General features: G+C 57.1%; 18 protein-coding genes and 2 tRNA genes. 18 read left to right on the top strand and 2 right to left on the bottom strand.

What is annotated here, in order from left to right:
• The 13 genes from INF35_RS00975 (at position 1) to INF35_RS01035 (ending at position 15,608) form a co-directional block, all read left to right on the top strand.
• Positions 1-591 (top strand): ATP-dependent Clp protease proteolytic subunit, encoded by a 591-nt coding sequence (locus INF35_RS00975; RefSeq protein WP_193499721.1) that lies wholly within the window; start codon positions 1-3, stop codon positions 589-591.
• Between the two features lie 17 nt (positions 592-608).
• Positions 609-1,946 carry an ATP-dependent Clp protease ATP-binding subunit ClpX gene (clpX, locus tag INF35_RS00980; RefSeq protein WP_193499722.1) on the top strand — a complete coding sequence of 446 codons (1,338 nt, stop codon included), beginning with the start codon at positions 609-611 and terminating at the stop codon, positions 1,944-1,946.
• 462 nt (positions 1,947-2,408) lie between these two features.
• On the top strand, positions 2,409-2,693 hold the full coding sequence (locus INF35_RS00985) for a co-chaperone GroES (protein ID WP_193499723.1): 285 nt from the start codon (positions 2,409-2,411) through the stop codon (positions 2,691-2,693).
• A 37-nt stretch (positions 2,694-2,730) separates the two neighbouring features.
• A complete protein-coding gene (groL, locus tag INF35_RS00990; RefSeq protein ID WP_193499724.1) occupies positions 2,731-4,365 on the top strand; it encodes a chaperonin GroEL in 1,635 nt (544 codons plus the stop codon).
• Positions 4,366-4,659: 294 nt separating this feature from the next.
• Positions 4,660-5,598 carry an alpha/beta hydrolase gene (locus INF35_RS00995; RefSeq protein WP_193499725.1) on the top strand — a complete coding sequence of 313 codons (939 nt, stop codon included), beginning with the start codon at positions 4,660-4,662 and terminating at the stop codon, positions 5,596-5,598.
• A 23-nt stretch (positions 5,599-5,621) separates the two neighbouring features.
• Positions 5,622-6,113 (top strand): VanZ family protein, encoded by a 492-nt coding sequence (locus INF35_RS01000; RefSeq protein WP_193499726.1) that lies wholly within the window; start codon positions 5,622-5,624, stop codon positions 6,111-6,113.
• 125 nt (positions 6,114-6,238) lie between these two features.
• The gene (locus tag INF35_RS01005; RefSeq protein ID WP_193499727.1) at positions 6,239-7,855 is read left to right on the top strand and encodes a peptidoglycan D,D-transpeptidase FtsI family protein; all 1,617 of its coding nucleotides are present in this window, start codon (positions 6,239-6,241) and stop codon (positions 7,853-7,855) included.
• A 326-nt stretch (positions 7,856-8,181) separates the two neighbouring features.
• Positions 8,182-10,842, top strand: a complete 2,661-nt coding sequence (gene alaS, locus INF35_RS01010; RefSeq protein ID WP_193499728.1) for an alanine--tRNA ligase — start codon at positions 8,182-8,184, stop codon at positions 10,840-10,842.
• A gap of 60 nt (positions 10,843-10,902) precedes the next feature.
• Positions 10,903-11,244 (top strand): histidine triad nucleotide-binding protein, encoded by a 342-nt coding sequence (locus tag INF35_RS01015; RefSeq protein ID WP_193499729.1) that lies wholly within the window; start codon positions 10,903-10,905, stop codon positions 11,242-11,244.
• A gap of 55 nt (positions 11,245-11,299) precedes the next feature.
• Positions 11,300-11,839, top strand: coding sequence for a phosphoribosyltransferase family protein (locus tag INF35_RS01020; protein ID WP_193499730.1), 540 nt, complete (start codon positions 11,300-11,302; stop codon positions 11,837-11,839).
• A gap of 148 nt (positions 11,840-11,987) precedes the next feature.
• Positions 11,988-13,952: a ComEC/Rec2 family competence protein gene (locus INF35_RS01025; protein ID WP_193499731.1), complete on the top strand. Its 1,965-nt coding sequence runs from the start codon at positions 11,988-11,990 to the stop codon at positions 13,950-13,952.
• Positions 13,939-14,970, top strand: coding sequence for a DNA polymerase III subunit delta (gene holA / locus INF35_RS01030; RefSeq protein ID WP_193499732.1), 1,032 nt, complete (start codon positions 13,939-13,941; stop codon positions 14,968-14,970). Before INF35_RS01025 ends, holA begins: the two co-directional genes overlap by 14 nt.
• Positions 14,967-15,608, top strand: a complete 642-nt coding sequence (locus tag INF35_RS01035; RefSeq protein WP_193499733.1) for a toprim domain-containing protein — start codon at positions 14,967-14,969, stop codon at positions 15,606-15,608. Before holA ends, INF35_RS01035 begins: the two co-directional genes overlap by 4 nt.
• 75 nt (positions 15,609-15,683) lie before the next feature.
• Here INF35_RS01035 and INF35_RS01040 read toward each other — a convergent pair whose 3' ends face one another.
• On the bottom strand, positions 15,684-16,625 hold the full coding sequence (locus INF35_RS01040; RefSeq protein WP_193499734.1) for an RluA family pseudouridine synthase: 942 nt from the start codon (positions 16,623-16,625) through the stop codon (positions 15,684-15,686).
• A complete protein-coding gene (locus tag INF35_RS01045) occupies positions 16,622-18,547 on the bottom strand; it encodes a DUF6311 domain-containing protein (RefSeq protein WP_193499735.1) in 1,926 nt (641 codons plus the stop codon). The genes INF35_RS01040 and INF35_RS01045 overlap by 4 nt, the downstream gene beginning before the upstream one ends.
• A gap of 212 nt (positions 18,548-18,759) precedes the next feature.
• Between INF35_RS01045 and INF35_RS01050 the strand changes: the two genes are divergently transcribed.
• The 5 genes from INF35_RS01050 (at position 18,760) to INF35_RS01070 (ending at position 22,818) form a co-directional block, all read left to right on the top strand.
• Positions 18,760-18,846, top strand: a tRNA-Leu gene (locus INF35_RS01050).
• A gap of 407 nt (positions 18,847-19,253) precedes the next feature.
• Positions 19,254-20,630 carry an MATE family efflux transporter gene (locus INF35_RS01055; protein WP_193499736.1) on the top strand — a complete coding sequence of 459 codons (1,377 nt, stop codon included), beginning with the start codon at positions 19,254-19,256 and terminating at the stop codon, positions 20,628-20,630.
• Positions 20,631-20,654: 24 nt separating this feature from the next.
• Positions 20,655-20,861, top strand: a complete 207-nt coding sequence (locus INF35_RS01060; protein WP_193499737.1) for a hypothetical protein — start codon at positions 20,655-20,657, stop codon at positions 20,859-20,861.
• 121 nt (positions 20,862-20,982) lie between these two features.
• Positions 20,983-21,058 (top strand) — tRNA-Ala (locus INF35_RS01065).
• Between the two features lie 314 nt (positions 21,059-21,372).
• Positions 21,373-22,818 (top strand): sugar transferase, encoded by a 1,446-nt coding sequence (locus INF35_RS01070; RefSeq protein WP_235983073.1) that lies wholly within the window; start codon positions 21,373-21,375, stop codon positions 22,816-22,818.

The raw sequence follows: 22,818 nt of genomic DNA on the forward strand, positions 1-22,818 counted from the left end.
ATGAGCCTTGTACCGTATGTTGTTGAGCAGACCGCGCGCGGCGAGCGCAGCTACGATATCTTTTCCCGGTTGCTGAATGACCGCATCATTGTGCTGAGCGAGGATGTCAATCCCAGTTCGGCAAGCGTGGTCGTAGCACAGCTTTTGTACCTGGAGGGCCAGGACCCCGAAAAGGACATCAGCTTCTATATCAACAGCCCGGGCGGTTCCATCTCGGACGGCATGGCCATTCATGACACCATGAAGTACATCAAATGCGATGTGTCCACCATCTGTGTGGGCATGGCGGCTTCCATGGGTGCATTCCTGCTGGCCAGCGGCACCAAAGGCAAGCGTTTTGCTCTGCCCAACTCCGAGATCCTGATCCATCAGCCGCTGATCTCCGGCGGCGGAATCTCCGGCCAGGCGACGGATATCAAGATCCACGCGGATCATATTGTCCACATCAAAAATCGCATGAACACGCTTCTGAGTGAGTACACCGGTCAGCCGCTGGAAGTGATCCAGCACGACACCGAGCGCGATAATTATATGACCGCACAGCAGGCTGTGGATTACGGCCTGGTGGATGCGATCATCTCGAAACACTGAGAGCACGGGGGCTTTCCATGGCAAATCAAAATTCCGGCAAGGACGGAAAAGAACGGGAACTGATTTGCAATTTTTGCGGACGTTCGCAGAACCAGGTCGAACAGCTGATTATCGGCCCGGGTGTGAACATCTGCAAGGACTGCATCGACATGTGCTATAATGCCCTGTACAAGGACGGGGACCGTCCCGCACCGCCCAGGGCTCAGGCACGCCGCGCGGCGGCACAGCGCCGCGGCAACAATCCCCTTGCCGACATCAACATCCTGACGCCTGCCGAAATCAAAGAAGGCCTCGACCAGTATGTCATTGGTCAGGATGAGGCCAAAAAGGTTCTGGCGGTGTCTGTCTACAACCATTACAAGCGCATCCTTTCGGGGCAGGAGAGCAGTGTTGAGCTGCAGAAATCCAATGTTCTCATGCTCGGCCCTTCCGGCACCGGCAAGACGCTGCTGGCACAGACGCTGGCGAAAATGCTGGGCGTTCCCTTTGCCATCGCCGATGCAACTACTCTGACCGAAGCCGGTTACGTGGGTGAGGATGTAGAAAACATTCTGCTCAAGCTGATCCAGGCCGCAGACTACGATATCCCCAAGGCGGAGGTCGGCATCATCTACATTGATGAGATCGACAAGATCACCCGCAAGAGTGAGAACCCCTCCATCACCCGCGATGTCGGCGGCGAGGGTGTGCAGCAGGCACTGCTGAAAATCCTGGAGGGGACTGTCAGCAATGTCCCGCCCCAGGGCGGCCGCAAGCATCCCCAGCAGGAATTCATCCAGATCAACACCAAGAACATTCTGTTCATCTGCGGCGGTGCCTTTGACGGCCTGGAAAAGCTGATCCAGAAGCGCACCGACAATGCGTCGCTGGGCTTCGGCAGTCAGTTGCGCACCAGCCTGGATAAGGATGAGACCCGCCAGAAGCTGCTGCGCCGGGTGGAGCCGGATGATCTGGTCAAGTTCGGTCTGATCCCCGAGCTCATCGGCCGTCTGCCCGTGGTGACGGTGCTGGATCCTCTGGATGAGCAGGCGCTGATCCGCGTGCTGACCGAGCCCAAAAACAGCATTGTGCGCCAGTACAAGGAGCTGTTCGGCCTGGATAATGCTGAACTGCAGTTCACCGACGCAGCCCTCCATGCCATTGCCAAAAAGACCATCGAGCGCAAGAGCGGCGCCCGTGGTCTGCGCAGCGTGGTGGAGGAACTGCTGATTCCCATCATGTATGAGATCCCGTCCGATCCCACCATCATCCGGGTCGTCATCGACGAGGATACCGTGGAAGGCGGCAAGCCCCATCTGGAATATGGTGCTGTCCGCAAGCGGTATAAAAATCAGGCGCAGATTTCTTCTTACTGAGATTCCGCGTTGAGTACAAAAAACAGCTGTGAAGCTTTCTGGCTCCGCAGCTGTTTTTTTGTATCGAGGCGGCAGGGAAAAGGGGCCTGTCCGAGAATGGGGGCTTCAAACGAATTATGGGAAACCGGATGGAAAACTGGCGCTGTGAAGGAGCGTCTGCCACAATTTTGCAGCAGCAGAAGAAAGAGCAAGGGCAAAATGTCGGGAAGTCTTTTTCGGAAAATTGAGAAATGGCACATCCCCTTCAAACAGGAGAAAATCCCGCATTTCAGGCGAAAAGCGGCCTTTTTGCAGAGAAAGCACGACAGGAAAAGTATAAACTTTTTGTGAATTCAAAAAAAATCTGGTGGGAGGGCTTGATTTTTTGCCGGCAAGTGACTACAATATGTTTAGCACTCAGGAAGATGGAGTGCTAAAACAAATGGTTCACATTGAATTTTATTTATAGGAGGATGTTTCTCTATGAAAATCAAACCTCTTGCAGATCGTGTTGTGATCAAACTGGTCGAGGAAGAAGAGACCACCAAGGGCGGCCTGATCCTGACCGGAACCGCGAAGGAAAAGCCCCAGGTTGCGGAAGTTCTGGCTGTTGGCCCGGGCGGCAACGTGGACGGCAAGGAAGTCGAGATGATCGTCAAGGTCGGCGACAAGGTTCTGACCAGCAAGTACGCCGGCACTGAGGTCAAGGTTGACGGTGAGGAATGCACCATCGTCCGTCAGAGTGACATTCTGGCCATCGTTGAGTAATTGAGATTCACAGCATTTTTAAGGAGAGCGTAGAATTATGGCTAAGCAGATTAAACAGGGCGAGGACGCCCGTAAAGCACTGTGCGCCGGCATTGATCAGCTGGCAAACACCGTCAAGATCACTCTGGGCCCCAAGGGCCGCAACGTGGTTCTGGGCAAGAAGTTCGGCAGCCCGGTCATCACCAACGACGGCGTGACCATCGCCAAGGAAATCGAGCTGAAGGATGCCTTTGAGAATATGGGCGCTCAGCTGGTCCGCGAAGTTGCCACCAAGACCAACGACGCTGCCGGCGACGGCACCACTACCGCTACCGTTCTGGCACAGGCTCTTGTCAACGAGGGCATGAAGAACGTTGCCGCCGGTGCCAATCCCATGGATATCAAGCGCGGCATGCAGAAGGCTGTCACCACTGCTGTGGATGCCGTCAAGGCTCACAGCCAGAAGGTCAAGGGCAGCAAGGATATTGCCCGTGTCGGCACTGTCTCTGCCGGTGACGCTGAGATCGGTCAGCTGATCGCGGACGCCATGGAGAAGGTCACTGCCGACGGCGTCATCACCATCGAGGAGAACAAGACCACTGCCGAGACCTACACCGAGGTTGTGGAAGGCATGCAGTTCGACCGCGGCTATGTCACTCCCTATATGGTCACCGATACCGAGAAGATGGAAGCCGTCTTCGATGACGCCAGCATCCTGATCACCGACAAGAAGATCAGCGCATTCCAGGATATGGTTCCTCTGCTGGAGCAGATCGTCCAGTCCGGCCGCAAGCTGCTCATCATCGCGGAGGATGTGGAAGGCGACGCTCTGTCCAACCTGATCATCAACCGTCTGCGCGGCGGCTTGAATGTGGTTGCCGTCAAGGCTCCCGGCTTCGGCGATCGCCGCAAGGAGATGCTGCAGGATATCGCCATCCTGACCGGCGGCACCGTCATCAGCAGCGATCTGGGCTATGAGCTGAAGGACGCTACCATGAATCTGCTGGGCAACGCCCGTCAGGTCAAGGTCACCAAGGAGACCACCACCATCGTTGGCGGCAACGGCGACAAGCAGGCCATCAGCGATCGTATTGCTCAGATCCGCAGCCAGATCTCTACCGTTACCTCCGAGTTCGACAAGGAGAAGCTGCAGGAGCGCCTGGCCAAGCTGGCCGGCGGCGTTGCCGTCATCAAGGTCGGTGCTGCTACCGAGGTCGAGATGAAGGACAAGAAGCTCCGCATTGAGGATGCTCTCAACGCCACCAAGGCTGCTGTTGAGGAAGGCATCGTCGCCGGCGGCGGCACTGCCACCATCAACGCCATCCCCGCTGTTGAGAAGCTCATCGACGAGCTGGAGGGTGACCAGCGCACCGGCGCCAAGATCGTTCGTCAGGCTCTGGAAGCTCCTCTGCGTCAGATCGCGGCCAACGCTGGTCTGGAAGGCAGCGTCATCATCAACAAGATCCTCGAGGCAGGCAAGCCCAACTACGGCTTCGATGCTCAGAGCGAAGTCTATGTGGATGACATGATCGAGGCCGGCATTGTCGACCCGACCAAGGTTACCCGTTCTGCTCTGGAGAATGCTGCCAGCGTTGCAGCTATGGTCCTGACCACCGAGAGCCTGGTGGCTGATCTGCCCGAGCCTCCGGCTCCGGCTGCTCCCGCAGGCGGCGACATGGGCGGCATGTACTAATCGGTAAAACCGCATAACCGAACCGCAACAGCGGCGGGCATTCCCATTGGAGAATGCCCGCCGCTTTTTTGCTGCCTTGCTGGCGTATGCCCAAAACGGCCATACTGGTAGAGAGTCCATCAGCCGGGGTTGCTGTCACCCGGAACGATCCCGGCATAGCATGAGACGGCACGACTTTGCTGCTTGCAAAACAGCGGGGAAGTTGTTATGCTTATTTCAGTACACAGTGTCAAAGAATTCCCGCCCCAAGACGACAGCCAGCGGGCGGGAAGGCAATCATCGGAGGTGACGACCTTGGCAAAGGCCTGGAAATACCTGGCGGCAGGCGCGGCTGCACTGTTTGTGGCGGAATGGAAGCTGTCTGACATTGCGATCAAGCCCCGCCAGCAGCTGGATACCAAAGAAAAGTGTGAGGAAGAGCTCAGACTCTCCGGCATCGACCCGGAAGAGGTGGAGAAAAACTGGAACCGGGAGGATTTTACCCTCAAAAGCCGCTATGGTTACCGGCTGCGCTGCACGCTGATCCCCAAAGACCCCCAGGTGAAACATACGGACGGCCGGACCAGGGTGGCGGTCGTTGTCCATGGGCACGGCGAAAATTGCTGCTCCAGCATGAAATATGCAAAAGTGTTCCGCGATCTGGGCTTTGAGACCATTGTCTACGATCAGCGCAATCACGGGGCATCCGACAAAGCCCTGACCACCATGGGCCGCCGGGAAGCGGATGATCTGGCAACGGTCTGTGCCTGGGTACGCCGCCGCTTTGGCAAGAGCTGCCTGCTGGGCACCCACGGGGAATCCATGGGCGCGGCTACTGTCATGCTGCACAGCGCCATGGACCGCAATCTGGCCTTTGTGGTGGAGGACTGCGGGTATTCCAGCCTCAAACGTCAGCTGGCTTATGTGATGAAGACCCGCTACCATCTGCCGCCGGCCCTGCTGCTGTACCCTTGTATGGGAGTGGCCTGGCTGCGCACCGGTGTGCGTTTTTCCCAGGTGGAACCGGCGGAGGCGGTGGCCCGCAGCGGTGATACCCCCATGCTCTTCATCCACGGGGATGCGGATACCTATGTGCCGTTCTTCATGCTGGATGAAAACTACAACGCCAAGCGGACTGGTGCCCGGCGCAAGGTGGTGTTCCCGGGGGCGGCCCATGCCATGAGCCTGCTCTCCGACCCGGAACGCTACCGCAATGAGGTTGAGGCATTCTTGAAGGACAATCACATCCTTTGACCACAAAACAGGGAGGCGGCAGTGTGAAAAAGTGGATCTTTCTGGCCGTTACGCTGCTGCTGATGGCTCTGATTTTTGCCCTGTCCGCTCAGGAAGGGGAGCGCTCCTACGCCCTCAGCCAGAGCGTGGCCCATCAGATTCAGGAAAACTCCGCCACGCAGTCGGTGGTCCCGGCCTGGTTCAGCGAAAACTTTCACGCCAACGTGCGCAAGTGGGCCCATGTCTATCTGTACGCCCTGCTGGGGGCCAGCACAGCGCTCACGGTGGCATCCTTTGCCGACGGATGGCGGCGAAAAGGAGCAGGCCGCGGAGCCTTCTTCTGCGGAGTCACTGCGGCAGTGATCTGCTTTGCCTATGCCGCCGGTGACGAGCTTCATCAGTACTTTGTGCCGGGGCGTGCCTGCCTGGCCACCGATGTGTTTGTAGATGCAATAGGCTTTCTGCCGGGCATCGCACTGGTCTGCTGGCTGTGGTACCGGCACTGCAAAAAGGCGGACAGACAAAATAAATCCTGATTTCAAAAGCCATATATGGACTGGGTACATCCCGGGGCCGTGTATGGCTTTTGCCAATTCCGGGCATCCTCTCTAACAAACGGCGGCTTGTGCAAACCACCGGAAAAACAGGAGGGATGCTCTGCATGACACGCCGACGACTGTTTGCTCTGTACGCGGCTTTTGTCTGCCTGTTTGCCGTCATTGTCTGCCGGGTGCTGTGGATCGCCACCGATGCCGATTATGCCGTGCGGGCGGGAGCACAGTCGGTTTCCGAGACCGAACTGCCCAGGGAGCGGGGCGACTTCTTTGACCGCAGCGGCAGCCGCCTGACCGGTCTGAAAACCAGCTGGTATGCCCTGTGCATTCCGGGAGATTCCAGCTATTCCCAGCTGTTTCCCTATGTACCCTATGCCCAGCAGAATTTTCTGTACGATAACCGCAACAGTGCACTGCCTTTTCTGATCGAGGTGTCGGAGGATCTGAGCGGCAGCGGCGTATATACCTATCCCATCCGGCAGCGATATCTGGATTTGCCCATCGCCGTCCATCTGATCGGCTATCTGGACGGCGATGGACATGGTGTGTCGGGGCTGGAACTGGCCTATGATGATGTCCTGAGCGCTTCCGCAGACGCGCAGGTAGTGGAATGCTCCACTACGGCACAGGGCAGCCTCCTGGACGGCAGCACTCCCGATCTCACGGTGGAAACGCAGGGCAGCGGCGCCGGGGTGCAGCTGACCCTGGATGCGGGCATTCAGCGGGCCTGTGAGGGCATTGCCCAGGAAACCATGAAGCAGGGATGCATTCTGGTGGCCGATACGGAAGATGCCAGTGTCCTTGCCAGTGTCAGCGTGCCGGAATTTGATCCGGATGACATCCAGAAAAGCATTGATGCGGACGACACCTCATTGATCAACCGGGCCTTTTCTGCCTTTAACGCAGGTTCCGTCTTCAAGGTGGTGCTGGCTGCTGCGGCATATGAGGCAGGGCTGGACTGGTTCACTCACACCTGCGAGGGCTCCATCGAGGTGGGAGATCAGACCTATCGCTGTGCGCTGGGCAGAGCACATGGAACGGTGAACCTGCGTGGTGCCCTGGAACAAAGCTGCAACTGTTATTTTGTGGCTCTGGGACAGGCCCTGGGCGCAGATCGGGTGCTGGAGATGGCGGAGGAGTTCGGCTTCGGCAAAGCCACCGCCGTTGCGGGAGGCCTCAAGACCAGTGCAGGTACACTGCCCGATGCCGACGCCCTGCAAAGTGCCGGACAGCTGGCCATGTTCTCCTTTGGTCAGGGAGAACTGACGGTGACGCCTCTTCAGGTGACCGCCATGATGCTGACTGTGGCGGGGGACGGCAGTTACCGGCAGCCGGAATTTGTCCGGAGTGTTGTGGACAGTGAGACAATGGAACCACTGAGCACAGCCGGGGACCGGCAGCAGGCGGACTCCCGGCCGGTCTGCAGTGAGGATACGGCAAGGATTCTGCGCAGTATGCTGCAGAGCGTGGTGGAGGAAGGCATCGGCGGGGACGCTGCTCCCAAAACCGGGACCGCAGGGGGAAAGACGGGCACTGCCCAGACGGGTCAGTATGATGAGGCAGGGAAGGAGCTGCTCAACTACTGGTTTTCCGGTTTTTATCCTGCCGACAATCCCCGGTATGTCATCACCGTGCTGCAGGATGCGGTGCTGGAACCGGAGGTGTCCAGCGCAGCCATTTTTGCCCGGGTGGCGGATGCCATCTGTGCGTTGGAAAACAGTTGACATTGACTGCGGGACGGCATATAATAGCACTATAAATGGAAACAGGCAAAGACGGGGTCAATCTCCCGGATCTTTCGTGTACAGAGAGGACGCTGGAAAGCTGCAAGGCGTCTCACGGAACCGGGACAATCGCCGCCCCTGAGCCCCCGGCAGAAACGGGCGTGTCCGCAGCGTTAATGCGGGGAAAGCGGCAGGTCTCTTGCAGGCCTGCAAACCGGGTGGTACCACGGAAGCAACTAGCCTTCGTCCCTGTAACAGGGGCGGAGGCTATCTTTTTTGTGGCCTGCGCTTTGACCACTAACAAGGAATGGAGATTCAGAAACAGTATGCAATGGACAGGACTTAACGATCTGCGCGAAAAATACCTGCACTTCTTTGAGGGCAAGGGCCATCTTCGTCTGGGCAGCTTCCCGCTGGTCCCGAAGGACGACCCCAGCCTACTGCTCATCAACAGCGGCATGGCGCCCATGAAAAAGTGGTTCCTGGGCCAGGAGGAACCGCCCCGTCACCGGGTCACCACCTGCCAGAAGTGCATCCGTACTCCCGATATTGAGCGCGTGGGCATCACTGCCCGCCACGGCACCTTCTTCGAGATGCTGGGCAACTTCAGCTTCCAGGATTACTTCAAGAAAGAGGTCATTCCCTGGGCCTGGGAGTTTTTGACCCAGACGCTGGAGATCCCCGCCGAAAAGCTGTATATCTCGGTGTACCTGGACGACGATGAGGCCTACGACATCTGGACCAAGGAAGTGGGCATCCCGGAGGACCACATGGTCCGCTTCGGCAAGGAGGATAACTTCTGGGAGCATGGTTCCGGTCCCTGCGGCCCCTGCTCCGAGATCTACTATGACCGTGGCCCTGAGTACGGCTGCGGCAAGCCCACCTGCGGCGTAGGCTGCGACTGTGACCGCTATATGGAGATCTGGAACCTGGTATTCAGCCAGTTTGACTCCGACGGCAAGGGCACCTATACCCGCCTGGCCAAGCCCAACATCGATACCGGCATGGGCCTGGAGCGTCTGGCCTGCGTCATGCAGAACGTGGGCAACCTGTTCGAGGTGGACACCGTCGCATCGGTCCTGCATCATGTGGAGCGCATCTCTGGCAAGACCTACGGCGCCAACGAAAAGGACGACATCTCCATCCGTGTCATCACCGACCATATCCGCTCCACTGTGTTCATGGTTTCGGACGGCATTCTGCCTTCCAATGAAGGCCGCGGCTACGTGCTGCGTCGCCTGCTGCGCCGTGCGGCCCGTCATGGCCGTATGCTGGGCATCGACCGTCCCTTCCTGACCGAACTGGTAGACACCGTCATCACCTCCAGCGAGCAGGGCTATCCCGAGCTGCGGGAGCATGAGGACTATATCAAGAAGGTTGTCGGCACCGAGGAGGAGCGTTTCTCTAGAACCATCGATGCCGGCCTGAACATCCTCACCGGCATGATCGAGGAGCTGAAGGCTGAAAACAGCACCGTCCTCACCGGCGAGGAGGCCTTCAAGCTCAACGATACCTTCGGCTTCCCCCTCGATCTGACCCGTGAGATCGTGGCCGAGCAGGGCATGACGGTGGATGAAGAGGCCTTCCACAAGGAAATGACCAAGCAGCGGGAGCGCGCCCGCGCCGAGCGTCTGGCCAAGGATATCTCCGGCTGGGCTGCCGACCTGTTCGCTGAACTGACTGCCGAGCCCACCGTCTTTGACGGCTATGAGACCACCAGCGAACGTGCAAAGGTCCTCGCTCTGTCCGAGGGGGAGGAGCTGGCCGACGCCGTTGCCACCGACATTGAGGAGAAGGACGGCGTTCTGGTCGTTCTGGACCGCACCCCGTTCTATGCAGAGATGGGCGGCCAGGTGGCCGACCACGGCTATCTGGTGGCCGGCGACGCCAAGCTGCGGGTCAATCAGGTCAAGAAGACGCCCAAGGGCTACTTTGTGCACACCTGCACCCTGCTGGAAGGCACCATTAAGGTGGGCGACGAAGTGACCGCTTCTGTGGATGAGGCACGCCGCATGGCCATCTGCCGCAACCACACCGCCACCCATCTGCTGCAGGCTGCCCTGCGTGAGGTTCTGGGCGATCATGTCCACCAGGCCGGCAGCTATCAGGATGACAAGATCACTCATTTTGACTTCACCCATTTCAGCGCAGTCACCCCCGAGGAACTGCGCGAGGTGGAGCGCCGCGTCAACGATAAGATTTTTGCCTCTCTGCCGGTGGAAGTCCGCAGCATGCCCATTGAGGAAGCCAAGAAGCTGGGCGCCATGGCTCTGTTCGGCGAGAAGTACGGCGAGGTTGTCCGCGTGGTGGATGTCTGCGGCTGGAGCACCGAGTTCTGCGGCGGCACCCATGTCAAGAACACCGCGCAGATCGGCTGCTTCCGCATTCTTAGCGAGAGCAGCGTTGCCGCCGGTATCCGCCGTATTGAGGCAACCACCGGCTATGGTGTTCTGCGCCTTCTGGACGAGCGCTGCGATGAGCTGGACTGCGCTGCCCGCTGCCTGAAGGTGAGCAATGTTCATGACCTGCCTGCCCGCGTGGCGGCTGTTGTGGCCGAACTCAAGGAGACCAACAAGCAGCTGGATATTGCCAAGGCAAGCATTGCTGCCGCCAAGATCGACGGCCTGTTTGACAACGCCGAGAATGTGGACGGCGTGCGCATTGTCACCGCTTTCTTCAGCGGTACCGGTTCCGACGCACTGCGCAGCATGTGCGACAAGATTCGTGACAAAGCTCCCAATGTGGTGGCTGCGCTCATCGGCAGCGATGCAGGCAAGACCACCCTGGCAGTCAGCGTCAGCAAGAATGCCCAGACTCGCGGGCTGAAGGCCGGTGTGCTGGTCAAGCAAATTGCTGCTGTGGCCGGAGGCAACGGCGGCGGCAAGCCGGAATTTGCCATGGCTGGCATCCGCGATACAACCAAGATCGACGAAGCTCTGGCTGCCGTTTGCGGTATCGTCAAAGCAGAGCTGGAAAAAAACGCCTGATTCAGGTACAATAAAAGAAACCGAGATTTCTTCTACTTCAAAACAAAGGAGGGCTAAAGTATGGAAGACTGCCTGTTTTGCAAGATTGCGGCGGGAGAGGTTCCCTCGAACAAGCTGTACGAGGATGACCGTCTGCTGGCTTTCTATGACATTGATCCCCAGGCACCGGTGCATTTCCTGGTCATTCCCAAGCAGCATATTGCCTCTGCCGCAGCACTGACTGAGGCGGATGCCGAGCTGCTGGGCCACGTGTTTGCGACCATTGCATCGCTGTGCGCCAAGCTGGGCTGTGAGGGCGGCTATCGCGTCGTCACCAATGTGGGCGTGGACGGCGGCCAGAGTGTGCCGCATCTGCATTTCCATGTGCTGGCCAAGCGCAGCCTTGCCTGGCCTCCGGGCTGATGCCCGGCTCCGGCCGGATTCTGCTTATTTTCCACACAAAGAAAGAGGAAAAAACATGCAAGATACTTATACCCTCCATGTGGCAGGCCTGACGCGTGAGCTGCCCATCTGCAAGGTCAATGATCACATGGATATCGCCGCCTTTATCATGTTCAGTGATGTGGAACTGACGGTGGCCTGTGCGACCGAGCTTTTGAAAAAGTGCCCCGAGTTTGATGTCATCCTGACGGCGGAGGCCAAGGGCATTCCTCTGGCATATGAGATGTCCCGTCAGAGCGGCAAACAGTGGATTCCCGCGCGCAAGGGCGCAAAGCTGTACATGCGGGATCCGGTCGTCATTGAGGACGAGTCCATCACCACGGCGGGCAAGCAGACGCTGGTCATTGACCGCAAGGACATTGAATACATGAACGGCAAGCGCATCCTGATTGTGGATGACGTGATTTCCACGGGCGGCTCTCTGCACGCGCTGGAGACGCTGGCTGCCCGCAGCACCGGCAAGGTCGTGGGCTGCTGTGCCGCTCTGGCGGAAGGCGATGCAGCCAAGCGTACCGACATCTTCTTCCTGGCGCCGCTGCCCCTGTTTATCCATTGATATGGCTCGCAAGCTTGCGGTTTTTGGTCTGGTTTTCGCATTGACGGAACTATCCGCGGCTTATCTGCCGCTGTCGGCTCTCTGGCTGGCAGCGGCTATTTTCGTTGCCGCGGGTATTTGGCCGTCCATCCGCCGGGAGAGTGTGCGGGTGATTGCTGTGCCCCTGATGGCGGCAGTGGTCCTGGGCCTTGGGTGCAGTACACTGTATCGGTGGTTTGTGGTTCGGCCTGCGGAGGCACTCTCGGGGCGTACGGCGGAGATCGTGGCCACGGTGCAGACCGATGCCCAGACCTCCTACCAGGAGGAAATGCTTTCCGCAACGCTGCACATTACTGAGATGGACGGCGAACCCGCCGACCTCTATGCCAGCTGCGGGGCATTTCCCGGGGCAAGAGCGGGAGAGATCTTTTCCGCACGGGTGAGCCTGGAGGCGCTGGAAGAGGATGCCTACAGAATGAACCGTTATGCCGACGGTGTGTATCTCAATGCAGAATACCTTGACGGTTATGAGTACCTCGGCGAAAGCAACACGTTGAAATTTCTGCTTTACCGTCTGCGGATGGAACTGTCCCACCGCCTGCGCACCTACCTGCCGTCGGAAGCAGCCGGCCTGGAGGCCGCCATGCTGCTGGGTGACAAGACACGCCTGGAAGATGGGGTGGAAAAATCTTTTCGAGTTGCCGGGGTGTCCCATCTTCTTGCGGTATCCGGTCTGCATGTGACCCTGCTGTGCGGATTGCTTGTGTCGGAGTGGGATATCCGGCGCCGGTTTTCCCGCCCAAGAATTGTGATGCAGGCCGCCCTGCTGGTATTTTATATGGCTCTCATCGGATTTCCGGTATCGGCGGTACGGGCGGGAAGCGTATTCCTCATCACCCTGCTGGGCAGATTTTTGCTGCAACCTCCGGATACGTTGACTTCCATGGGGCTGGTGGCACTGGTGCTCGGCATACAGAATGCCTATGCGCCCTGCGATCTGGGCTTTCAGCTTTCTTTCGGTGCGGTGCTAGGGGTACAGGCGGCATCGGCCATCACTCGCTGGGAGGGCAAAACGATTTTCCCCTGGCCGGAAACAGAACGGGGAGAAAAACTCCGCTATCTCGGACTGGGCATTCTAAGCACCCTGCAGAGCACCATTCTGGCAACCCTTGCCACACTGCCGGTGCTTCTGGCCCACGGCATGTCGGCCAGCGGTGTCAGCGTTCTCACCAATTTGCTCGTGGTCTGGATGCTTCGACCGGCGCTGATTCTGGGAATTGCAGTTGTGGCGTTGTCGGTGCTGCCCTTCCTGGCGCCTTGTATGAAGGCGTTCAGCCTGCTGCTTGCCGTCTGGCTGAATGTCATGTACAGCATTGTGCAGTGGTGCGCCGCACTTCCCACCGCGCATCTGGCACTGCCGGAAAAATATACCCTGCTGGTCCTCGCTGTGCTGGGCCTGCTTGCTGTTCTGTACTGGAAGCTGCACAGGATGGTCTGGTATCTGCCCGCGGCGCTGATCTGCTGCGCTGCGGCCGTGGCATTGGGCGTTGTATTCGGGAAGGATGTCGTCCGCATTGGTGTGGTGGGCACCGCGGGAAACGGCTGCCTTGTGGTGACGCAGAACGGCCGGTCTGCCGTATTGTTCCGGGGCGGGGATTCCAACCTCCGTGCGGTGGAGGAGTACCTGGAGGAGGCCGGAGATCTTCCCCAGACTGTACTGGTGGACCTGCGGCAGAATGCCCGTGAGATGGCGTTTGAGGCGGCCCGGGTGGTGCCCATGGAGGACATGGAGGAAGGGGTGGAAATCCTTCCGTTCTCAGACGAAGTGACCCTGGAGCTGTGGCATACCGGGGACGGCAACCTTGCGGTTGTAGAGATAAGCGGGTATACTGTTGGTATCCAGTCAGGCAAGATCGACGCGGAGGTAACGGTCGGTCTGGATGTCTATTGCGCCGGGGCATCGTACCCGGACAATCTGGATGCAGATACGGTGATTTATACCTCGCGGGCGGCTTCCTGGCTGGAAAAGGCGGAAAACGCCACCCTTTTGTATGGACCGGATATCCCGGAGCTGACCATACGCCCGGGCAGATCGGTATTTTTTGACGGAGTGACGAAAGATGCTGTACAGTGAGAACGAACTGAATAAGCGGATCAAGGCGGGCTGCAGCGTATATTATTTTTACGCGGCAGAGGAAGCACTGGTCCGTGATGCGGCAGCCAAGGTGGAACACGCCCTGTCCAAGGACGACCCCGAGACGACGGTCCTGTCCGGGCCGACGCCCGGCGTGGAGGAGATCGTTCTGGCGGCAGGCACCATTTCTTTTTTTGGCGGAAAGCGCCTGGTGCTGATGCCGCTGGTCAAGCCGTCGGCCTATTCGGATAAAGACTTGCAGGAGTTCTGCGATACGCTGGCGGATACCGAGAATGCGGTATTTATCCTGACCAGTGTGCTGGAGGAACGCTACGGCAAGATCAAGCCCGGCAAGCGGGAGCAAAAGCTCATCACCGCCTGTGAGAAGCTGGGGTACTGCGCCCAGGTGGCCAAGCCGGGGCGCACCGCCCTGCAGGGAATGCTGCGGGACTGGGCCCAGGAGATCGGTGCATCCTTTGCTCCCGGGGCGGAAGGCCTGCTCATCGACCGATGCGGGGAAGACCAGTTCCTTTTGCATAATGAGGTAGAGAAGCTGGCGGCGCTGGCGGATTACGGCACCATCACCCCGGAGATGATCCGCAGGCTGGGCACTGTCACACTGGATGCAGACACTTTTGATATGGTCAAGCTCGTCACGTCCGGGCAGACCGCAAAGGCACTGCAAAAACTGCAGGTCCTGCTGGCATTGCAGAACGATCCGATCCTGATCACCGGCGCGCTGATCGGCAACTATCTGGACATTTACCGTGCCTTCATTGCCCGGAAAAGCCGCCGGCAGATGGCCGAGTTGGCCAAGGATTTCGGCTATGGAGGAAAATGGAACTATCGTCTGGGCAATGCGGAGAAGGCTGCCGGGCGGTTTAACCGCCGTCAGATCGAGCGGAGCCTGAAAATCTTGCAGCAGCTGGATCTTGACCTGAAACGCAGCAAACTGGAAAACGACCTGTTGCTGCAGAAAGCCCTGTGTGAACTGGCACTGGCAGGAGGAAACCGATGAAATTTGTGACCAACCGCGCCGTTGTAGTGGAGGGCAAATACGATGCTGCCCGTCTGGCGGGCATTGTGGAGGGCACGATCCTGACAACGGACGGGTTTGCCATTTTCCGGGATAAGGAGATGCAGCGGCTGTTCAAGCGGCTGGCCCGTATGCAGGGGTTGATCGTGCTGACGGACTCCGACGCGGCAGGATTCCGTATCCGGCATTTTGTGACCAAACTGGCCGGAGCGGAACACGTGGCGCAGGCCTATATCCCCGCGCTGCCAGGCAAGGAAAGCCGTAAAGCGGAACCCGGCAAGGAAGGACTGCTGGGAGTGGAGGGGGTGTCCAATCCGCTGATTCTGGAGGCGCTGCGCACAGCGACGGCAGGGGATATCCCCGGGGAACAAAGCAGTCAGGAAGCAAATCCCATTTCCTACAGCGATCTGTATGACTGGGGGCTTTCCGGCCGTCCCGACTGCGCCGAGTTCCGGCGGGAGTTTCTGCGAAGGTTGGGCCTGCCGCCCCGCCTGAGCAAAAAGGAACTGCTGGAAGTGCTGAACACTCTTTACACCCGCGACGCTTTGGAACGGGAATGCCGGATGGCCGGGGAAGCCCGTCAAAAGGAAGAGGCAAATCCCGGACCGGACAAAAACTGACAAAAAACAGCGCAGACACGCTCCCGAACTGGAGAAGTCTGCGCTGCTTTTTTGATATTGGGAAAGGGGGTAAACTTATTTCAGCACGCCGTCCAGTACCTGCTGATAGTACCAGGGCTTCGGTGCGTGAAAGCTTTTGCCGACCAGAGACTGGAAGGCGGGGTCCTGAATCTGGGAGGGGAAGGCCAGCTCCCAGGCACACAGGGCCTGATATTTGAGTTTCAGCTCCCGGTTGGCGGCATTGTTGCCGTACTTGGAGTCACCCAGAATGGGGCAGCCGATGCTGGCCAGATGCGCCCGGATCTGATGGGTGCGTCCGGTGACCAGCTCCACGCGGAGCAGAGCCAGCCGTCCGCTGACGGCCAGTGTTTCATACCTGGTAATGATCTCTTTGGCGCCGGGGCGGGCGGATTTCAGGACGCGGACCGTGCCGGTCTCGGCATCCTTGAGCAGGTAGTCCTGCAGGGTGGCCTCGGCGGGCTCAGGACGGCCGAAGGTCACGCAGAGATACCGTTTGCGGATGCTGCGCTTGCGGATTGCATCGGTGATGAACTCTTCCGCCTGGGGCGTTTTGGCAAGGAGCACCAGGCCGCTGGTGCCGGTATCCAGCCGATGGCAAAGGCGCGGCGGCTTGCGGGCGTCCCAGTGTCCGGCTTCATACAGTGCTTTGCATACGCGACCGAAGAGGGTATCGGCGTCAGGGCCTTCCACGGGGATACCGGCAGGCTTGTTTGCCACGATCAGGTCGTCGTTTTCGTAGATCAGCTCGGCGGGGCGCAGGGCAAGAAAGGCGGGGCCGTTTGCAGGCGCTTCGCCCAGCTGTTCGTCGGTCAGATAAAGGCGGATCACATCGCCGTTTTGCACCCGGGTAGAGAGCGGTTGTTTTTTGCCGTTGAGCTTGATCTTGTTTTCCCGCAAAGCCTTGTTCAGCCGCCCAATTCCCAGCACCGGATACTGCTCGGACAGGTATTTGTCCAGACGGACGGGAAGCAGACTTTTTACGCGAATCTCTTTCATGAAATCGTCTCCAGTTCTTTATCCCACAGCACGGTGGCATCGGGAATGTCCAGCGTCAGCATCAGCCAGCCGGGATCGCTGTCGTCAAAATTCAGGATGGCATAGGTTTTGCCGTCGGCACAGATGGTTGAGGCATTTTCCAGCCGGGAGCGGGTGAAGGGGGCGTCTGCAAAACAGACGGTCTTTTTGTCGCTGTCCAGAACGCCCCTGTTCCAGAGCTGGTCGGTGTAGTCGGCCAGGCGAAGGGGATAGTTTTCGTCAAAGGGAGTGCAGAGATCATCCCCTGTAAAGGACTGCATTCCGGGGGCGATGACATACCAATGGCAGGATCCGTCGGCGGAGGAAACCTCACCGCACCAGGAGTCGTCGGGGGCGGCATCGGCATATTTCAAAAAGACGGTTTCGTCGTGGAAGAGATAGAGCGTGTCGGGGTCAGCCTCTCCGCGGGACAGAGCGGTCAGCGCATCGCTGCGTGCGGCAGCCAGGGACTCGGCGTCATAGCGGGCGGCAAAGGGATCGTTGGTCGTCATGTCGTGATCGGCAGCGTAAAGGGCAAGGTGAAGGGCATCGTCCTGTATGCCGTCAAGAGAGAAAATGTGCGTATAAAGGGACTGGGCCTGCTGCCAGAAACTGCTGTTGAGGCCGCCGGGAAAAGCCTCCGAGCTCTGTGTCTCTTTCATGGCATCACTGCGCTGGATCAGTCCGGGGGAAATGTCCCAGACCTGAACAGCACAAAGGATTGCGAGCAGTAGGGCGGGAGCAAGCCGACCGGCTTTTTGGGGCACTGCGCGAAGAGCAAAAGCGAAGGCGGCAAGGATGAGCAGATAGTAGACAGGCCAGAAAAGGCGGCCGCTGGAGCGGAAGATGGAACAGAGGGAAAGAAGCTTTGCGGGCAGGGGAACGGTCAGCAGGGTGGCGCCGTTGGCCGTGACAACATTGCTGACAGCAAAGACACTTAGAATCAGGCAGACAGCCGCAAGCATCCAGTGACGCCGCAGCAGGCCTGCCAAATGAAGTCTGCGCTGCACCAGCAGGACCACGGCTGCCAGAGGAAGCGCAATGAGAACTCCCAGGCCCAGATAGGCGAAGGCATCGTAATTGCCGCCGACCTGATTCTGTACCGGCAGCAGGCGGCTCCACTGTACGCCGCCCACCCCGACGGGATTCCACAGCGCGTTGAGGTTCAGACCAAAGTAACCGTACAATGCCTCGCTTCCGCCGGAGGCGTTCCCATAGAAAAGCCCGAAAGCCCACCCGGCAGCGAGGGTTGCCGCAAGGTCGGCGAAAAGGTAGAGGGCGGGCACGGCAAAACGCCGCCGGGTAACCGCATACTCTGCCAGCAGTGCCAGCGTTATGGCGTAGGTCATAGGCAGAAAATAGGGATGGATGGTGATGGCGGCTATATTCAGCACAAACAGACCAATGCTGGGCATTCGGTCATGCCGTCGGCATTCAAAATAACAGTAGAGAGCGGCCAGAATGAGAAACTGTGCCCCCAGGGCGGTATGGCGAAAGGCACGCTCAAACAGCACAGGGCTGGAGACGAACAGGATATCGCCCAGAACCGGCAGAAGGACACCGCGGGCAAAGCAGCCCGCCAGCAAGGCACCGAAGGCGCCCTGCATAAAAAAGCACATTAGCGTGAACAGCCCGAAATACTGGAAGGTATCCGGAAGCAGCGGCGAAAGAATGCGAAACAGCGCGGCAAACAGAGGTACAGAGTCGGTGTAGGCGATGCTGATCCCGTCCGGGTAGTTGAGGTCTTGGGTAAGGCAGAATGGAAATCCCAAATCGCTTTGCCGGTAGAACAGCCAGCCTGCATAATGCTGCTGGATGTCCTTTTCGATGTATCCGCCGCGGCAGAACGCGTCGTTGGTCACATCCAGCGGGCCAGCACCGTATACCAGAAAAAATACAAGCACACCCAGCAGACCTCCCGTGAGAAAAAGCGCGGTTTTTCTGTGTGCCGAAAACCTGGTCATCAAGCGCAGCCGCCTCCTTGTACATAGAATGATTCATGCAGCGGGGTCTAAACGGCATGATAAAATATTGTATCATAATCCTTTGAATTTGCCTAGCACATGCGGTTTGACAACGGCAGGCGGCTGTTGTAAAATAATACACGCAGTTACGCGCCGCTATGGTGGAATAGGCAGACACAAGAGACTTAAAATCTCTCGGAAGAGATTCCGTACCGGTTCGACCCCGGTTAGCGGCACCACGCCGGAGTAAAGTTCGCTTTACTCCGGCGCTTTTTTATGCACTCGGCGGAATCCGGACCGGTACTGCCTGAAATATATAACGTTTTGCCGGGACCGGGCCTCCAAATCAAAAAAGCCAGGGAACTGTCATGATTTTGATGAGAAATCAGGAAAATTCCGGCCTGAAATTTTGGAAATACAGATGAGGCAAGGCCGATCTGAGCAGGCATCGGCAAATGTCATAAAATAATTGTAGAAATCGCAAAACAAATTGCCATCGCTACGGCTTGATTTTGACAGGAGCATTGTAATATATTAGTAAAGCTTTCATGCAGTTATGCTGTGTACATAGGGAATATCAGCTGCTGTTTTGAGTGACGGTACGGCAAAATTGGCCATATGGAAAGTTTGGCAAGAGGGGATAGCTATGACGAAGGATCTGACGAGCGGGAATCCGCTCAAAGTGATTTTGTGGTTTTCGTTTCCGCTGGTTCTGGGAAATCTGTTCCAGCAGTTTTATAATCTGGCTGATACCATCATTGTCGGCCGGTTTGTGGGCGTCGATGCGCTGGCAGCGGTTGGCTCCACAGGCTCCATCAACTATATGATTCTCGGGTTTGTAATCGGTATCTGCAACGGCTTTGCCATTCCCATCGCGCAATACTTTGGGGCGCGCAGTTACAGCGATATGCGCCGGTATGTAGCTAACTCGGCGTGGCTTTCTCTGGCGGGAGCAGTTATACTGACGGCGGCAACGGTTTTGCTCACGCGGCCCATTCTGCAGTTGATGCAGACACCGGCGGACATCATTGACGACGCGGCGATTTACATCGGATGGATTTTTGCCGGAATTCCCTTTGTGTTTCTCTATAATATGGTTTCCTGCATTATGCGGGCTTTGGGTGACAGCAAAACCCCATTGTTTTTTCTGGTTGTTACCAGCTTTCTGAATATCGGTCTGGATCTGGCTTTTATTTTACTGCTGGACGCCGGTGTTCTGGGAGCAGCCCTTGCGACGGATCTTTCCCAGGCTATTTCGGGAATTGCCAGCCTGATTTATCTCTGCAAGCGCTTTGATGTGCTGGCGATGCAGGGAAATGAGGCAAAGGTGGATGCAAAAGCCTGCAATCGACTTTTGTATATGGGTTTGCCCATGGGCCTGCAGTGCAGCATAACGGCCATTGGCTCCGTTGTGATGCAGTGGGCGGTGAATGTACTGGGCAGTACCGTTGTTGCAGCAGTCACTGCGGCAAGCAAGACAAGCAATTTGCTGACGGTTCCGCCGGAAAGCATCGGCACAGCAATGGCAACGTATGCCGGGCAGAATCTGGGAGCTTCCCGTCTGGATCGGGTGCGCAGCGGTGTGCGGTGCGCGTTGGGGATCGTTGCCGTGTATGCGGTGGGCTCTCTGGTTCTGCTGCACTTCTTTGATGTGGCGATCATCGGTCTGTTTATTGATACTGCCACAGAGCTTGAGATTGTGGCCCTTGCACAGCAATATCTGCTTTGGAACAGTTTGTTCTTCTTCCCCCTGGGGGCGCTGATCATTTGGCGCTATGTGATTCAGGGCCTGGGGTATTCCAGCGTTGCCATGATGGCCGGCGTGGCGGAGATGATCGCGCGCACCGGCGTGGCGCTGATCCTTGTGCCGATGCTGGGATTCTTTGGCGCGACACTGGCAAACCCTGCCGCCTGGATTGCTGCCTGCATCTTCCTTATTCCTGCATACAACTGGACGACCAGACATATCGCAAACCGACTTCATGCAGGCAGCCTTAATAAGGCAGCTTCTCCGCAGCAGTAAATTTGTATTTGAAAAGGCAGAGCTTTGAAAAAAGCTCTGCCTTTTGCTGTGATAAGGTTTAACCAAATATCCGCAACGAGCGACATTCTAAAAATAAATGTAAGAAAAACAAACAAAATTGCAAACGATTTTGATCAGAAGAAGCGCTGCAAGGAAGCCTATCAGAGAAAAAAGCAAAAAACGAAACGGGAATACGATCCAAAAAACGACGAATTGACGGTAAATACATAAGGCCGAAAAAGTTTTTTTGAAAAAATCCAAAAAATATCAAAAAAAGTGTTGACTTTGAAGAGGTGCTTTGCTATAATAACACATGTCGCCGGGAGACAGACCTCCCCACGACAGAAAACTTGGGGGTGTAGCTCACCTGGGAGAGCGCTTGAATGGCATTCAAGAGGTAAGGGGTTCGATCCCCCTCATCTCCACCAAAGAAAAAGAGCGTCAGAACGTTGGTTCTGGCGCTCTTCTCTTTTTGCAATACCGTGGTTTTTACCTTGGTGGAAAGCAGTATGGATGATTTACTGCCGGCGGATTCTCTGGCAATGCGAATTCAAAATGAGACGGTGCGATAACTGGAACGTACAGCCGAAACAATAAAAAAACAGCAGACGGTCTGCAAAGATTGCCATTTGTGGTATGATCGTGGTATGATATACAAAATCATGGTCTGTTATGGCTGTGTGCTGTCCGGAAACTTTCGGTACAGCAGGTATGGCTTTGATACAGGGGAGATTGTTAAACAATGGAAAAACGCGAGAAACTGCAATACACCATGGTGTTTGCAGTGGATTTGCTTAGCTTGGCGGTCAGCACACTGGTCTCATGGCTGTTTCTGGATCGGGTGCTGGGCGTGATTCTGGAATACTCCGGGGAAGATATCTTTCAATTTGTACTGATCTTGCTGCTGGCGTTTCTGCTGGTTTTCCTCATTTCCGAAAGCGCGCAGAATATTACGCGGCGCAGTGTCCCGGCCGAATTTGGAGATTGCCTGCGGGTAGATGCCCTGCTGGCGGCGATTCTGGCCGTATTCCTGCTGATTACAAAGGCGCCCCTTCTGGAGTCCCGCTATCTTTATGTGGGACTGCTTTCGGTCAATCTGGTAATGCTGTTTGTTGTTCGCTGCTGCCTCAAGCATTATTTGAACCGCACGTTTTACAAAGGCAGTATGGCATCCCTTGTGGGCGTTGTGACAACGCAGGACCGGGCTTCCAGCTTCATTCGGGAACTGAAGTCGGACTGGAGCATTCGTATTGTAGGGGTGGCTCTGGTGGATGAGGGGGTTGAGGTGCCTGAGGCTATTGAGTCGGTTCCGGTACGGGCCGGGTTTGACGGCTTTATGGAGTGGATTCGCCGGGAATCCCTGGATGAAGTGTATGTCAATCTTCCCTATGCCACAGGGGAATCGCTTTGTCCGATCCTGGAAGAAATGGAAAGCATGGGGCTGGTGATTCATCTCAACGTTCCGGCGCTGGAGCGATTCTTCCCCAAAAAGCAGAAGGACCAGTGGGGGCCCAGGCTGCGCGGCGGCATTGAGGAACTGGACGGTGTGCCGCTTGTTACCATTGCGCCCACCAACCACAAGACTACAGATTTGCTGATCAAACGACTGATGGACATTGTGGGCGGCATTGTGGGTCTGGTTATTTCAATTCCCATCATCGCTGTTGTGGCGATTCCGCTCAAACTGGAATCCAAGGGCCCTTTGTTTTTCAAGCAAAAGCGGGTGGGACTGAACGGGCGTGTCTTTTCCATCTATAAACTGCGCAGCATGTATCAGGATGCCGAACAGCGTAAAAAAGAACTGATGGATAAAAATGAAATGCAGGGCCTGATGTTCAAGGTTGACGATGACCCACGGATCACCAGGGTGGGAAAATTCATTCGCCGGACATCCATTGATGAACTGCCTCAGTTCTGGAATGTGCTTCGCGGGCAGATGAGTCTGGTTGGAACCCGCCCGCCGACAATGGACGAATACGAACGCTACCAGAGCCATCACAAACGCCGCCTGTCTATGAAACCGGGCATTACCGGTCTGTGGCAGGTCAGCGGCCGCAGTGACATCAAGGACTTTGAAGAGGTCGTGCGGCTGGATGTCTGGTATATCGACAACTGGTCTCTCAAGCTGGACATCAAGCTTCTGTTCAAGACAATCGGCGTGGTAATCAGCAGATCCGGAGCGGAATGA

Origin of the sequence: Gemmiger gallinarum (assembly GCF_014982805.1) — a bacterium.
GTDB classification, from domain to species: domain Bacteria; phylum Bacillota; class Clostridia; order Oscillospirales; family Ruminococcaceae; genus Gemmiger; species Gemmiger gallinarum.